We start from the raw sequence: 15,077 nt of genomic DNA, 5'->3' as shown, positions 1-15,077 counted from the left end.
ACTTGAAGATGTAGGTTTCAAAATCTGAAAATTATCCGTAATTCTGGATACCGGTTAACCTGCAACTTTTGGCAGCGTTACATTGAAAAGTTCATTAATAGCCGTTGTAAATTCAGCCTTCGAGGAGAAGTAAATATTGTTCCTCGCATACTCATTCATCACTTTCCATAACCGCTCTATTGGATTGATGCTCTCGCTGTTTATCGTGTCATACGTTTCTGTCACGGTTGCGCCAATATTTTGAAGTGGTAACGCACCGATAATATTAAGACGACTTCGACTGCCTGTTGTCTCAATCACTTTGTTTTGGCCTTTTCGTATCCAGCCATAACTGAGTTTTGTTGACTGCGTAGGATGAACGGCATCCATGGCCAACACTGGGTCTTCACTTTTTCTTAGCGTCTCGTTGTAATGTTCGATAAAGGCTTGCTGCATCTCTGGGTCAAACTTGTGCGGTACACCTTTCGGCTTTTTATATGAGAAGCCGTGATGATGTAGCCACTTGTTCATTCCTGCAACGGTATAACGGATACCAAACTCAGCTTGTACATAAGCGACAATTTGGTGGGTATGAAAGTACGTTTTCTCAGCCAGATGTTCGATAAGTAGCATGGTTTATGGTTTGCCCAGCAGAAAGTCGGCTTTGGCTACCACCATTTTCAGGCTTAAGTTTTTCAGAGAGAACGTAATCACTGAGATGACGAGCGCCTGTCGATTCGTGAATACGAAGAGCTTGAGAAATCATCGCCTGGCTCCAACCTTCAGACGCGAGTAAAACCGCTTTGATGCGGTCACGCACTCGACCATCACAAGCTGAGTCGTGCATCTCTTCGAGTTGTTGTTTCTGTTGAGGAGTCAGTATTATTTTCATGGTGCGTAGCATGATCCTGATTTTATGAGAAATCAAGCATCTTCAATGATCACGGATATAGGAGTCTAATCCGTCACTGTTAAACGATATGATTCAATCCTATTTAAAAAACGCCTTTCTTTCCTGCGGCTTCAAATAACTTGCCATCAATGAGTTGAGTAGAGATTGAGATAAAGTTCTGCATGAACAGTACAAAATACCCCTCAAAAAAATCGCGGTTGAGCCAAGCGATTCTCGATTAATGATCTGCTAATGCTGTTTTTAACGCAAATACTTGTACGCAAAGCGAATCAGTGGCAATGGCATTACATGGAAAAGCAATCTCGAGGCAACGCCAAGTACATTCCGTGCAGAAACGCGATTCAGCTTTCTCATGTAGTAATAACGCACTTTCACCTCGCTAAATGCTTTACCGATTCCAGTCCTTCGCGAAAGCGTCGCTTCACTTAAACGATAATCCATTAGCACATCTGATATATTCGCGAATCGCGCTCCCGAACAAAGCAACATGTACCACAAAGCAAGGTCTTCCGTAAGTTCGGTGTTTGTCGGATATCGAATTTCTGGGCGTTCAAAGACATCACTTCGAAACATCACCGAAGGGTGAATAAACGGACATCTGACAATACTAAAATCAAGCAGTTGATCATGCTTGGCTGGTAGGACTTTCGCTTCTAAGGCAAAACTACTTCCAAACTCTCTACAGGCGGTGCCGATCACATCCACACTTGGATTGCCTAAAAAAAAGCTGACCTGCTTAGCAATACGTTCTTGGTAAGAGATATCATCACTATCCATACGGGCGATAAACGTGTATTGACGGGAACTTACCACCAGCTCAATCATCGCGTTAAGGGCAGCGGCTAAACCTTGGTTTTCTTGAGCGCGAGTGATAAATACGTTCTTATATCCAGTCAATGTATCTAAATAGATATCGATTGATTCGGGCACAGGGCCATCTCGCCAGATAAATAAGTCTGTCGATGAGTAACTTTGCCTCAAGATACTCTCAACAGCCAACTTAAAATGGTCTAAATTGTCTGATCGATAAACAGACATAATTACGGCAACTTTAGGCGACAACCTTACACCTCATACTTTGTATATAATGATTGATAACTGGTTGAATTCACAAGCGAACTAAACGCGCTTACTGTAATATCACGACACACCTGAGCTGACATAGCGTTACGCCATGTTGAAAACTCAGTATTGAGGAAAGTGCTCAATGATGAACTATCTTCAAGATCGATAAGATGAACACAACTAAGGGCTAATTCAGCGATCTCTCGATGCGGCCCTATGTCACTCAAAATGACAGGGCAATTTAGAGCCAATGCTTCTAACGCAGAGTTAGGAAGCCCTTCCGCTTTGGAGAGCAAAATAAACGCATCGGCGATGGCCAAAAATGGTCGCACATCTTGTACAGATCCCACTAAGATCGCTTGATTGGAAATGACAGCTGGATGCTGAGATAGCTCATCTCTTAAACGCCCTTCACCGACTAAGACAAGCCGAAAGCCGTCACACTTAACCACTTCATCAAGCAACGGCACAAGATTTTTACGTTCTTCAAGTATGCCTGTATAAACAAGCACACGCTCATTGCTTGAGAGCGAAAGAGATTGTTTCAACTTTGCCGATGTATCCTGTGGGATGTGTTTCGCACAGTAAAACTGAGTATCGATGCCATTGGCAATTACGTTAACTGGGTGAGGAAAAAACTTCTGCAATGACGCTTTAACAGACTGGCTGACGACCACAACGCGAGAACATGACCGCAAAGCAACAAGATGAAACACCGCCATCGCATAACCCTTCAACAATCCATATTGTGCCGGGTAGTCTAGGTAAGGGATATTGCGCAATGTGGCCACCCATGTAATATCTCTGTTCTTAACGATACGACTCATCAGGCCATCCGCTCGAATACCTTGTGTATGAACAACGTCGACATTATTTTCAACAAGATAAGCGTCTATTAACCACTGCAGCTTCGCCAAACTCAAACACCCAGAAGGATCAATACAGATCACTTTAAAACCTGCTGCATCAAATCTAGCTTTCAGAGAACTGTTTTTTTCTGGTGAAAGCGTGATGATGCAGGATACAAACTGAGAGCGATCTAAACCCGATAAAATGTTGAAAAGTTGAGACGTAGGCCCAGTTTGCTCAAGGGTAGAACAGATATATGCTATACTAATCACGAAAACCTATCCAAAAAATTAACAGAAGAAACGTAAGAAAAATAATAGGCACACCGACAACATAAAAAACTTCTCGATAAAACAGAAGTATTTAAAAGACAGTCGATATCATAAGTCAGCGGAATATACCGCTTAGATATCATCATAAGAAGTCAATCAAAGCCTTTGTAAACACTCTCTCAAAAGAGTCTTTGTTCTCTTCAATATTTCCACAATAAAAAATATTTGCCGATATCTGTGTGTAGGGACCAAAGTGGCAAGTTTGAAACTCAATCAGTTGATATTCTCCAGTGGGTAGCGTGACAAAATCTAGGCTACAATAGGGCGTATTGAGTTTTTTCCGACAATCAATCGCCAACTCTGCCAATGCCGTATCTATTGTTTGTTGTACTTCAAACTTGCCTGAACCACTTGCACGAAAATCCCCTTCTCTGACCGCGCGCTTGAGCACATACACCTTATCCCAAAACACCAACACTTTATAATCTGAGCTTAATTCAGGAACAAAAGCCTGTTCGCAAAATCGCGCTTGTTGGGTAAGATAATCAGCTTGCTCCTTTCGATTTATCCACTTTCGTAATCGGTTCTTTACGCCTTCGCGCATTTCTCGAACGCTCGCTTCTAAAAATGTGGTCGCTCGCAAGGCTTTCAGCAACTGCCTTCGATCATGAATCAATGAAACCCCTTTGCTGCCTGCACCACCAAGGACTTTGAACACAATGGGAAATTTAGCGAGGCTTGGATTTTCAACACTCGAAATATGGTAGTTCTGTGCAACAAAAGGAAGGGCTTTCTCAGCAGCCAACATCCCCATCAACCCCTTATTTTCATGAGCTAAAACGGTATCTAACGCAGGGACAAGGTTGTTGCGCCCCATAAATCGAGCAGTAAGCACATCATTAATATAGTGCTTGACGCTAATATTTTGATGGCTTCCTGTCCAATAAATCGCAGAGTCATCCACTTTATAGTGATAATCTGCGAGATGCTTATATTCTAAAAACTCGAACTCATACCCTGCATTTTCTAACTCTGAGCACACCAATGACATATCAATATTTTGATATTCCTGAAGATGCTGGGTAAAAAATCCATTGTGTTGAAGGATGATAATTTTTTTCATTTTAATACCAAATTAAGCCAATCACTTGCAAGTGCTAACCTTTATTACACTGCTCTCGCTTTGCGATGTTCAATAAACACATAGAAAATAACCAAAACACACTTGGTAGACATCCCTATCAATGTGCCTATCGCCACTCCTATCAACCCCATCGAATCAACTAAAGACAAAGAAAAAAGGATATTCGTGACCAAAGCAATCATTGTAAAAGCCGACAAATAGTAAGTCTTTCCGTTGTGCTTAATATAAATAGAAACCAGGATATATATTGAGTGAAAGACTTGCGAAAAAATAAGAACGAGCAAAACGTCAAAGCCCTTCCTCAAACTCTCACCGACAAAAAACGTATAAAATATACCTTTCATGAAGTAGAGGCATACGGCGCAAAGCAGAATGAACGAAACCAACATCGTTAAACGTTTCTTTTGCTGTCTAAAACTCGGAAGTTTAAAAAATTGTCGCCCCCAATCCTTGCTCAATCCTTGAGTAAATATCATTAGTATAGATGAATACTGCACGGCCACCGCATAAATAGCTAAGTCAGCCATACTCAAATGGGCTGAAATAATAAACTTATCCGCAGTTGACAATAAAACCGATGCTACCAAATGTGGCATTAGCCCCAAACCGTATGTAATAAATCGATTCGTTTCATTGGGAAAAGGAGTACTTTCTGCCTTTATCAGCTCTTTTTTCAAAGTTTGATAACAGACAAAAAAGTACAACACATCAATTAATATCACACCCACTATACGGCTGAGATCTCGCAGTTCAAATACAAATAGAAATAGTAAAGTTGCGGAAAATACAGCCAGTGTGTAGGAGACTTGAGTCACCAGAAATCTAACCGATTTCCCTTGAGCGGTATAGATTTGAAGTAATGTCACGTAGATGGAATTACAAAACCCAGCTAGAGTTAACAAAGGAATTGCAAAGAAAATGGCCAGATCATCTACTTCATTATACGCCAAGTAAATAACAACAAGAGACGAGACTAAGAGTAATAGAATGACTATCCACTTAGAAACTGTTCGAAAACAGTGTAAAAAGACATTCCACCCCAAGCCTGACTTATCAAAGAATCGCTTATAGAGGTAACTCGACAAGCTAATTGATGTTAAAGGCATTAATAGTGCATAAATCGTAAGCAATAAGTTCATCTGACCATATTCAGCCGGCTCTAAAATCCTACTTAATATTGGCAGAAATAGAAACGGAATCGCTGAGTTCAGGAAGGTGCCCGCAACATAGATAATATTATTTTTCATACTAATCTCGAAGAAAGAACCTTTCCGTATAACCAAGAGCTCACAACAAAACCTCAAACACTCTTGCTTTCAATATAAAAAACATTGTGAAGCAACTCGTGAACTTTATAATCAATCATTTCATTCCGACTACTCAGACTGGTTAGCTTCTTTAACAAGCACTCAACTTCTTCTTTGCTTGTTTTTTCAAACTTATTATTTTCGGTTATACGCAAAATGCTTTTTATTAAGTTTATTATTTTTCTTTTTATGCTTAAACCAAGAAAGATAGACTTAATTGAGCGGTTTCTTTTAGCTGGGTGTAAGTTATTATCAATCAAATTCATAATTTTTTCGCAAGAATACGAAACTTGAGTATCGATATTATCTTCCATTATTTTTGATGCATTTTCAAAATAAGATGATAAATCATAACATCCATCCATTAACTGTTCGATCAATTCCAGACACTGCATCTTGTTTGATATGGCGATACTAATTGAATCTGGCAGATAGACCTCAAATTCACTGCTTTTGATCGGTTTATAAGCAACAGCAGGCTTATCAGAATAAAAGGTTTCGATTGCGGTTGTACACCCCGTATGGATGACCAGTAATGCGCGTTTTATCCAATAACCAACCGAATGCTCCTTGGTGACAACAACGTTCTCATAGTGCTTAAACATTGTCTCCCAAGTCAAAGGATTTTCTGATGGATGCGGGCGTATAACGATTTTTTGCTTAGGGTGTTGCTCAGAGATAGCACGAACTAACTCTGCATACTCATTCATGAGCTGTGACTTATACTCAACGTGCCGAGCGTGTCGCTCATAGTCTTGCGGTGATGTGAGTACTTTTGTGCGCTCAAAAAGCGCAATGAGCTTATCGGCGCCATCGATGTAATTACACAATGAAAAATGTGTATTGACCAAAATGATTTCGTTGGTCTGCTCTCCATAGATGTGTCTAAACGGCTCACGGAGTAAATCTATTCTTGGGTGACCAGTCACGGCCATTTTCGCTGAACCATTTTTAAAGGAATGGCTCAACTGCGCGTATTGCTCTCGCCCCCAACAGAGAAATAAATCGGTATAAGATAATGCCTCTTCACCTATACGCTTACTGATATAGCGTTCCCAGTAATGAACAACGGAACCTTCTTCATCATTGACCGCCACTTTATGCCCGCAAGCTCGAGCATTTTTGAATAATTCCGTTCGTATAGATAGCGCATCCTTGTGAAAAATCATACCTTCTGGCAATTGGTCAATCTTTTGTAAAAAGGTATCTTCTCCAATAATGACATCATAACCGCGGTACAATGCCTCCATTGCGACAAGGAGTTTTGCATCCAGCTCTCTCACCTTGGTCTCTATTGGCAGATATAAATACTTTTTTGTCAACTTAAGCTCTCTTATATATTTTAGACGGCTAACAATGCGAGCTAGAGCATTTACAAAGATGGTTCTGAAAAACTCTTAATATGCTCTTATAGTGTTAGGATAATTGGGCATAGTGCTGGATTATTTTTTCAGCAATGAACTCTTCAGTCATCCTCATCGCATCTGGACATGCCCCACCGATATGAGGTGTTATCAATAAGTTATGATGGTTACAGGCATATTGGACTAATCTATTCTCTGCCGGAACAATGCCACCCCATGCTTTTTCCTCGCTGACAACATCAAGTGCAGCACCTGCTAAACGACCGCTGAGCAAGGCATCTAGCAATGCGTCTTCATTTAGAATTTCGCCTCGGGCAGTATTAATCAATAAAGCGCCGGGTTTCATCATTGATAACTCTTTATAGGAAATAAATTCCACTGTGTCTGACTCCAGAGGCAAATGTATGCTCACCACATCGCTTTGCTGCAGCAAAGTGTCGAGTGACACGCTTTCAAACTCTGAATTCACGGCTTGGTTATCATGATAAACCACTCGCATACCAAACGCTTTAGCATACTGTGCAACCATCCTCCCCAGACGACCTAATCCAATGATTCCAATTGTCTTTCCATATAACTGAATGCCCAGATGTTCATCTCGATTCCAGACAAACTGCTCGACGCTTTTGAACGCTTTTTTATATTGCCTTGCCAGCGCAAGAAGCAACCCCCACGTATGCTCCGCTGTAGGGGTTATCTTGTTTAAAAACGCCCTCTCCCCCTTTAACGACACAATATCGAGCCCGAGAGTTTCATCTATATGATTGATGCCTGTGGTAGCTGTTGCGACAAATTTGAGCTTTTCTACATCACCAAGAAAATCATGATTAATTTGATAAGCTAAGCGGGTAATGATGCCAGAAGCCTCTTTGAGCTGCTCGGGTAATATTTTGCCGTTCTGTACTTCTCGGTAATCAAAGTACTCACCCAATCTTGAAGCCGCCTTTAACGAGTAACCTTCTGGCTCTAGATTGATAATCAAAGGTTTCATTTTATTCATTCACCTGGGGGCTCACGGCGCATGACATAACAAAATCAGCGATTTTGAGATCAAACTCATCATCAATGTTTACCGAGCGTTCTTTAGGCATCACAAATGCCAATGGGCTATCGCATGTTAGGCGCCCCTTCTCCATGAGCAGCTCCCTTGTACATAGGTACAGGGCACCATTGCGATGATAGATTGGCTCTAAGTCTTGTCTCAACGCGCCTTTGGGCTCTTGGTAGATTTTTTCCAGCGTTTCGCTGTTGGTTAGCCTGTACATACGAGAAGGGTGACAATCATCAACCTGGTAGACGCTCACCAAGGATTGACAATCCGCATCATGGAACATGTTGATAGCCAGATCGATGTCCGCACCGGTTCTCATTGGTGCGGTCGGCTGCAAAAGAACGATGGTATCAAAACGACCATGAATCTTTTCCGCTTCACTGCAAACATATTGCAGCACTGGGATCATAGGCGTTTTGTCTTGAGCAAGTTCAGATGGCCTCATTAGCACTTGCGCCCCTTTATCACGACCCACTTGGGCGATTTCTTCATCATCCGTATTGAGATAAGTTTGCGTGAGTAACTTAGATTCCTTTGATGCTTTGATACTCCAATAAATAAGAGGCTCGTTTGCGACGCTACGAATGTTTTTTCGCTTAACACCTTTTGAGCCCCCTCGAGCGGGGATAATGGCAAGTATTTTTTTCATCTTTAAGTTTCTTATTATAAATCCAATCAATAATTAGTTGAAAAATTGGCGAAGCGTTTTTTCCAATGACATCAAAACGATTAAGCGACCATGGTGAGAACGTTCTGCAGAATATTGCTCATCAAGAATTTGGGCTAACACACTGGGCTCAACATATCTATGAATGACTGTATCTTCACTGAGTAATAATCGTTCTGCTTCTTCTTTCCAAGTTTTATTGACTCTCAACCACTCGTCAAAGTTAGAATAATACCTATTGTAAGGAACATAAGATTGACCTTGAGATTCAAAAAATATCTTTCTTGTCAGAGCCTCTTTTTCGGCCTCTATCGCCGCCCCTTCTTGCCAATATGCCACTGGTGCAGATGCAGGAAGATTTGTTCCCTGATATGGAATATCACTCAGCTTGGTGGATAAGGCGAGTAGCACCTCTCGGAAAATCTTGTGATTCGTTCTTTCCTCAAGGCTAAACAAATTAAAATAGTCAACCAGTCGATTATCGAAAGTGGGAATGTAATCTTCGACAAAGGCTCTTTGCCAAAGTTGCCGTTGAAAAATGAATCGTCTCACCCTATTTTGCATAAAAAAGTCAAAAAGAACTTCTTGGCGATCACTCGTTTCAAATTTAGTGAGCAGTTCGCTATTAATCTTTCTCGCAATCGCTTCAATTCGCTCAAGGATTTCATCGTGAGTTATCAGATCTTTCCTTAGATCCTTTCTAAAATACTCGATTTTCTCATATGCATACTGCAAGAGTTTGTCATTAGAGATAGGCAATGCAGGTGTCGGGCTATATGAACCAGCAAGTGTAAAGTCCAGAGCCAATCCAGTAATAAGACCATCTATCCCTTTACTCACCACGACTGGGTAGGCTGCAAGAGTGTATGCTTGAACGAAGAGATCTAAACCTTCTCTGTATTTATCCCCGATGCCTTCTTTGTCCAAAAAGTCTTCTGGTGCAAGTTGCACGAAATGCCAATCTATGTTCGCAGCTGATGCACATTGTTCTGCTAACTTTATCTCATCATTCGACTCACAATAGCCCCAAGTAAAAGCCGGCCCTTCGAATCCTGCCGCTAACAGCATCCTTGAATCCAAACCACCAGATAAGCTCATGCCCGTATTTGGTATTTTGGCGAAGTCCTGCATCACTTCCTTGAATATATTGGCTAAATCTGAGGTATTAGGAGTAGTGCCTTTGTATTGATTTTCATATTCGTAGCGCTCTATCTCAAGACCTGCCGCCCAACTCCATGTAAGCTTAGATGAGGCTGGAACCGTTTTTATCCCTTTATAAAAGGTCTCGTCTCCATACCAAATACGACTAAAACTGAGCGCATTAGCGACCATGTTTAGGTTGATGTTTTTTTCTAAGAGGGCTAAATCTAACAGTAAATCTGACTTGTACGCAGCCGCAAAAGCATTGGTATCACAATAGTAAACAAGCGGTCTAGTGCCATATCTATCCGTGATAAGGCTAATTTTCTCACTATCTTTATCGATGATGAGAATGTTAAATGAGCCGTTCAACTGTGAAAAGCAAGACTCTCCCAACATGTTATAACGTTCGAGAAACCAATCTGCAGAGCTTTGCTCACTACCAAGACTCTCAACAAAGTAGCCATCGACTATGAACACTCGATTTTTTTGATGATCAATGGCAAGGCTCGCTGCACTATTGGGGGTAGAAACCAGGCTTGTACAAATAAAATCATCTTTTGATAACAAACTGTGCTGCTGCCTACCTATAAAATGACTCGACACAATCTCTTCAAAATGTCTATTTGTTCTTTTTATGCTTCCCGAATCACAAACCACTATTCCAGACATTATCGCTCACCCACATAACTAATCGTTTTCTGTATATTTGGCTCAAATGATTTGAGTATCTCGGTGATTTTTTGAGATGCATTGCCATTGCCGTAGATATTGCACCCTTCATAACGGCCATGCTCTATTTGAGCTGAAACAGCCTTGATGATGTGCTCACGCTCAAGCTCAGTTTCTAACGTGTTTGCACCACGCTCTCTTCCAACTTGTCTATCACCAACCAAAACGACTGGCACTCCACTAAATGTCGAGTCACGAATAAAACTTGAAGAGTTACCTACTGCGCAAGCTGCTTTTTTCAATACCTTTTGAAACACTTCTGGCTTAAAGTTTTTGATCAAATACAGCCATTCTGCATCATGGCTTTCTCTAAACGCTCGAATTGCGGATGATATTCTGTCTGAGCCCGCATCCACATTCGGCCACAACCAGATGGTTTGCATACCTATTGTATCTAGCGCATACAATATCTCTTCAACTTCCTGGCGTGGGTTTTTGTGCGTGGTCACCGGATGGAATATAACCAGCAAATAGGGTTTTGAGAGGTCTATTGGATGACCAATACCGCCTTGAATATCTTGAGATGTTAAATCATCAGGTAAGGAGAGGATGTAATCGCCGGCTGGGCAGCCTACATTAAACACACTTTTATCATCTTCACCCATTCTGATGATGTAGTCTGCGGAGCGCTGCGTCGATGGAAAATGCAGATGACTAAACTTTGTGATGGCGTGTCGACAGCTTTCATCGATTGATCCAGAAACCTCGCCACCTTGTATGTGTGCAATAGGGATATTCATATAGGCCGCCGAAATGGATACCGCCAACGCTTCGTATCTATCCCCAATCAATAGAACAAAATCAGGGTTAATACGTTCAAATTCTGTTGAAAATTGAATAATCCCTAAACCGATGCTTTTGGACATTGTCGTAGGATTAGAGCCTTCGATTTCAATGTAGACCTTACTTGTCACATTGAAGCCATCATGTTCTACGATATCTGAGACTTTACCAAAACGCTGTAGGAGCATCGTTCCGGTGCATAGCACCTCAAGGTCAATATCTGGATCGTTTTGTAAAGAGGTCAAAACCGGTTTCATTCTTCCGTAGTTCGCACGATCTACGAGTACTGCGAGTATTTTTCTCATTCAAAATCTTCCAAATATAAAAAATCGTCTGCATTTTTATCTAATTTTAGGGTTTTCCCAACTAAAGCAATAGCTTGCTGATACGTTAAGCCACCTCCGGGTTTCTTCATCGAGAAACTCTCTGGTGTCAGCGTGTCGCCTGCGGCCATTGGCTTTTTAAAGAATGCACTTCGTGAAAACAGAACTTTCGTGTCTTTTCTAGACTCTGCCGACTGCGCTTTATCTACCGGAGAGTTCAATCCCTTTTCAACAAAGCGGATGCCCTTAACCAACTCGGCTAACTCTTCAATAGTGAGTGAGCTTTTTGTATCTGGGCCAAAACATCTCTTTGAAAACACAGCATGAACTTCAATAAGTTTGGCCCCAAGCGCGACAGCCGCGATGGATGGATAGATGGTCCCAGAATGGTCTGATAAACCGATGGGAAAAGGGTACTTTTGCCTTAGCTCTTGAATGACATTGTAACCAATATCCTCAGCAGCGCATGGGTACGAGGTTGTACACTGAAACACCGCACACTCGACGCCATGGCTGGTTATCATACTCACGGACTGCTCCAACTCTTCATACGAAGACATGCCACTAGAGAGCAGTATAGGCTTGCCTGTTTCAATCATTGCTCTCAATAGAGTTTCATTACTCGTGTCACCAGAGCCAACTTTAAATGCGGGCACATTCAGCTTATCAAGCAACTCAACTGCCGCAATCGAAAAGGGAGTTGAGAGGAAATCTAATCCTTTACTGCGCGCATAATCTGCAAGCCCTTGCCATTGTTGTGGCGTGAACTCCATCCTTTTCCAGTAGTCGTAGCGAGTTTCATCTTGGGGAAAAACTTTGACACGAAACTGCTCGTGCCTCGTTGATTCCTCACTCGCGATGTGTGTTTGAAATTTTACTGCGTTGACGCCCGCTTCAGCGACCGCGTCAATGTAGGCATAAGCACTTCCTAAACTACCATCGTGAGCCTGGCCAATTTCAGCGACGATGTAACACTCTGGACCACCAAGCACAAATTCGTTGATTTTAAAATGACAGTTCATCTTGCAGTACCTTCTGTATTCACTACTTTTGCATCACGGAACTCAAGTTTTGAACCCAGTTCCATCACAAAGCTTTTTCTTTGATCTCAATGTCCCGATGAATGCTAAACCAAAACACGCGAACGTAACAACGATAATTAAGTTGAATCGTGTTTCTTTTGGATACTCGGCAGGCGTCTTGAACAAGAATAAGTATAGGTAAACCAAGATGCATGCTCAAAACACACCAAGCCTAGTGACGGAATATGATATCGACTATTGGCCCGCTATTGACGCTCGGACTTCCGTTTTATCTGTGGAGACACTCGATAACGTTGTGCTTGCTATGCTACAAACTTTCTTATTTGACATCGTCATATTTTCCTAGAGAGGAAAATATGCAATATAGAGACTTGAGGAACCCAGTAAAGGATCAAGAGAATGAGGGTAAAACGAAAAGGGGGAACTTTTAACAATCCCCCTTTTGACAATAGTTTTAGGCTGTCGCTTTTACGATTGCTACAACTGGCGCTTTATTGACATTGCGTTTGCGCTTGGCATTCCAAACTAAATCACCAATACCGTCGGTTGGGTTAAAGCCCGTTGGGGTTTCCAACAAGATTTGACGGATGGTTTCGTGATCAAACTCATGACACGCCTTATCTAGGTTATCAAGGATCTGATTAAACTGCTCGAGCGGCAAAAATTGCTCATTCGCAGTCATGATACGTTCGTGTTCCGTTCCCTCTACATTGTCGCCAATCAACAACTCTTCGTAGAGTTTTTCACCAGGGCGAAGACCTGTAAATTTGATTTCGATATCACCGTTAGGATTATCTAAAGACTTCACTTCAAGGCCAGACAACTGGACGAGATTCTTCGCCAAATCGACAATCTTAACGGGCTCGCCCATATCCAACACAAATACATCACCACCTTTGCCCATTGCGCCAGCTTGAATCACAAGCTGTGCAGCCTCAGGAATCGTCATAAAGTAGCGGATGATATCTGGGTGGGTAACGGTAATAGCCTGCCCTTCTTCGATTTGGCGCTTAAACAGTGGAATTACCGAGCCGGACGAGCCAAGCACATTACCAAAGCGCACCATGCAAAAACGCGTACCGTTCACTTTGTCATTTTCTTTCTCTGCCAAGGCTTGAAGTGCAAGTTCTGCCATACGTTTAGAAGTACCCATCACATTAGTTGGGCGTACCGCTTTGTCTGTTGAGATCAACACAAAAGATTCCACACCGGCTTCAATCGCGGCTTTCGCACTGTAGTAGGTGCCAAATACGTTGTTACGAACCCCTTCCACCACGTTATATTCCACCAAAGGAACGTGCTTGTAAGCTGCGGCGTGATAAACCGTTTGCACACCAAACGCTCGCATTGTGGCACTTAGGCGGTTGATTCGCTGCACAGAGCCTAACAATGGTATGATTTCCACTTCCAGTTGCATCGCTTCCACCATGCCAGACAGCTCTTTATCGATTTCGTACAAGCCGTATTCTGACAACTCAAATAGGATCAAGGTTTTTGGCTGTTGACGTACAATCTGACGGCAAAGCTCAGAACCAATTGAACCGCCAGCGCCAGTGACCATCACCACTTTGCCGTGAATATTCGCTTTCATCAGTTCAGGATTCGGCTCTACAGGATCTCGGCCAAGTAAGTCTTCAATAGCAACGTCTTTAAGCTCATCGACCGTGGCATTGCCATTCACAATATCTTTGAAGTCAGGCACCGTTAATACTTCAACAGGCAAATGGAGCAGACTATCAATAATCGCTTTGCGCTCAGAGCGCGATGCTCTTGGCATTGCCAGCAGAATTTTCTCGATATTTTGCCTTTCAACTAAACGAGTGACTTGTTTCGACGAGTGTACGGTCAAGCCCTGAATAATGGTGTTTTCCAGTGAAGGATCATTATCAATAAACCCTTTTACTTGATAGTTCTCGGCATTGCGCAGCGCTATCGCAAGCTGCCGACCCGTTGTGCCGGCACCATAAATGAGTACACATTCCTTCCCCTTACGACTGACTTGCACAATTAATGAACGCACCAGCATTCTCGCTCCACCACAGAGAAAGGCGAGGAATGTCATATAAATGATTGGGACTGTACGTGGAACGGTGGCATTAAAAAAATAGGCAAACGTGGTAATAGAAAGCGCCGAAATCAAGGCCCCCAACACAATCACCGTGAGCGCGTGAAACGTAAGATAGCGCAGCACCGCACGATATAAGCCGAGTTTAGTAAAAGCAATCAGGGTGACGATAACGGTGCCGAACAGAGTGAGCCATGTTCCACTTGAAACCGATAACGACACTTCACCATATCGCACCCATATAGCCATAAAAAAAGACACTGTGATCAACAACGTATCAATGCTCAAACTTATCAAACGTTTGTGCAGACGTGGTAAAGACCATATATAAGCCAACTTATCCATAAGACAACATTTCTCAGAGTTATAGTGGTGTTAAT

The 15,077-nt window shown here is 42.2% G+C and carries 11 protein-coding genes and 1 pseudogene; all 12 read right to left on the bottom strand.

Annotated features, from left to right (window positions below; genetic code table 11):
- Positions 1-54: 54 nt before the first annotated feature.
- Positions 55-871: pseudogene (locus tag LZU85_RS16045) on the bottom strand (IS630 family transposase).
- Positions 872-1,132: 261 nt separating this feature from the next.
- A complete protein-coding gene (locus LZU85_RS16040) occupies positions 1,133-1,930 on the bottom strand; it encodes a glycosyltransferase (protein WP_237287740.1) in 798 nt (265 codons plus the stop codon).
- Between the two features lie 26 nt (positions 1,931-1,956).
- On the bottom strand, positions 1,957-3,078 hold the full coding sequence (locus LZU85_RS21000; protein ID WP_237287738.1) for a glycosyltransferase: 1,122 nt from the start codon (positions 3,076-3,078) through the stop codon (positions 1,957-1,959).
- Between the two features lie 142 nt (positions 3,079-3,220).
- The gene (locus LZU85_RS16030; RefSeq protein ID WP_237287737.1) at positions 3,221-4,201 is read right to left on the bottom strand and encodes an ATP-grasp domain-containing protein; all 981 of its coding nucleotides are present in this window, start codon (positions 4,199-4,201) and stop codon (positions 3,221-3,223) included.
- Between the two features lie 44 nt (positions 4,202-4,245).
- A complete protein-coding gene (locus LZU85_RS16025; RefSeq protein ID WP_237287736.1) occupies positions 4,246-5,469 on the bottom strand; it encodes a lipopolysaccharide biosynthesis protein in 1,224 nt (407 codons plus the stop codon).
- 53 nt (positions 5,470-5,522) lie between these two features.
- Positions 5,523-6,851, bottom strand: coding sequence for a surface carbohydrate biosynthesis protein (locus tag LZU85_RS16020; protein WP_237287723.1), 1,329 nt, complete (start codon positions 6,849-6,851; stop codon positions 5,523-5,525).
- A 94-nt stretch (positions 6,852-6,945) separates the two neighbouring features.
- A complete protein-coding gene (locus LZU85_RS16015) occupies positions 6,946-7,893 on the bottom strand; it encodes an NAD(P)-dependent oxidoreductase (protein ID WP_237287722.1) in 948 nt (315 codons plus the stop codon).
- On the bottom strand, positions 7,886-8,593 hold the full coding sequence (locus LZU85_RS16010) for an acylneuraminate cytidylyltransferase family protein (RefSeq protein ID WP_237287720.1): 708 nt from the start codon (positions 8,591-8,593) through the stop codon (positions 7,886-7,888). Before LZU85_RS16010 ends, LZU85_RS16015 begins: the two co-directional genes overlap by 8 nt.
- Positions 8,594-8,626: 33 nt before the next feature.
- Entirely contained in the window at positions 8,627-10,423 is a 1,797-nt protein-coding gene (locus LZU85_RS16005; protein WP_237287718.1) for an asparagine synthase-related protein, read from the bottom strand.
- Positions 10,423-11,571: a UDP-N-acetylglucosamine 2-epimerase gene (gene neuC, locus LZU85_RS16000; RefSeq protein WP_237287716.1), complete on the bottom strand. Its 1,149-nt coding sequence runs from the start codon at positions 11,569-11,571 to the stop codon at positions 10,423-10,425. Before neuC ends, LZU85_RS16005 begins: the two co-directional genes overlap by 1 nt.
- Positions 11,568-12,611, bottom strand: coding sequence for an N-acetylneuraminate synthase family protein (locus tag LZU85_RS15995; protein WP_237287708.1), 1,044 nt, complete (start codon positions 12,609-12,611; stop codon positions 11,568-11,570). Before LZU85_RS15995 ends, neuC begins: the two co-directional genes overlap by 4 nt.
- A 475-nt stretch (positions 12,612-13,086) precedes the next feature.
- On the bottom strand, positions 13,087-15,042 hold the full coding sequence (locus LZU85_RS15990) for a polysaccharide biosynthesis protein (protein ID WP_237287706.1): 1,956 nt from the start codon (positions 15,040-15,042) through the stop codon (positions 13,087-13,089).
- Positions 15,043-15,077: the final 35 nt, after the last annotated feature.

Origin of the sequence: Vibrio floridensis (assembly GCF_021852965.1) — a bacterium.
Lineage (GTDB): Bacteria > Pseudomonadota > Gammaproteobacteria > Enterobacterales > Vibrionaceae > Vibrio > Vibrio floridensis.
Note: the sequence above shows the minus strand (reverse complement) of the source record. Positions and strands in the feature narration are given on the sequence as shown.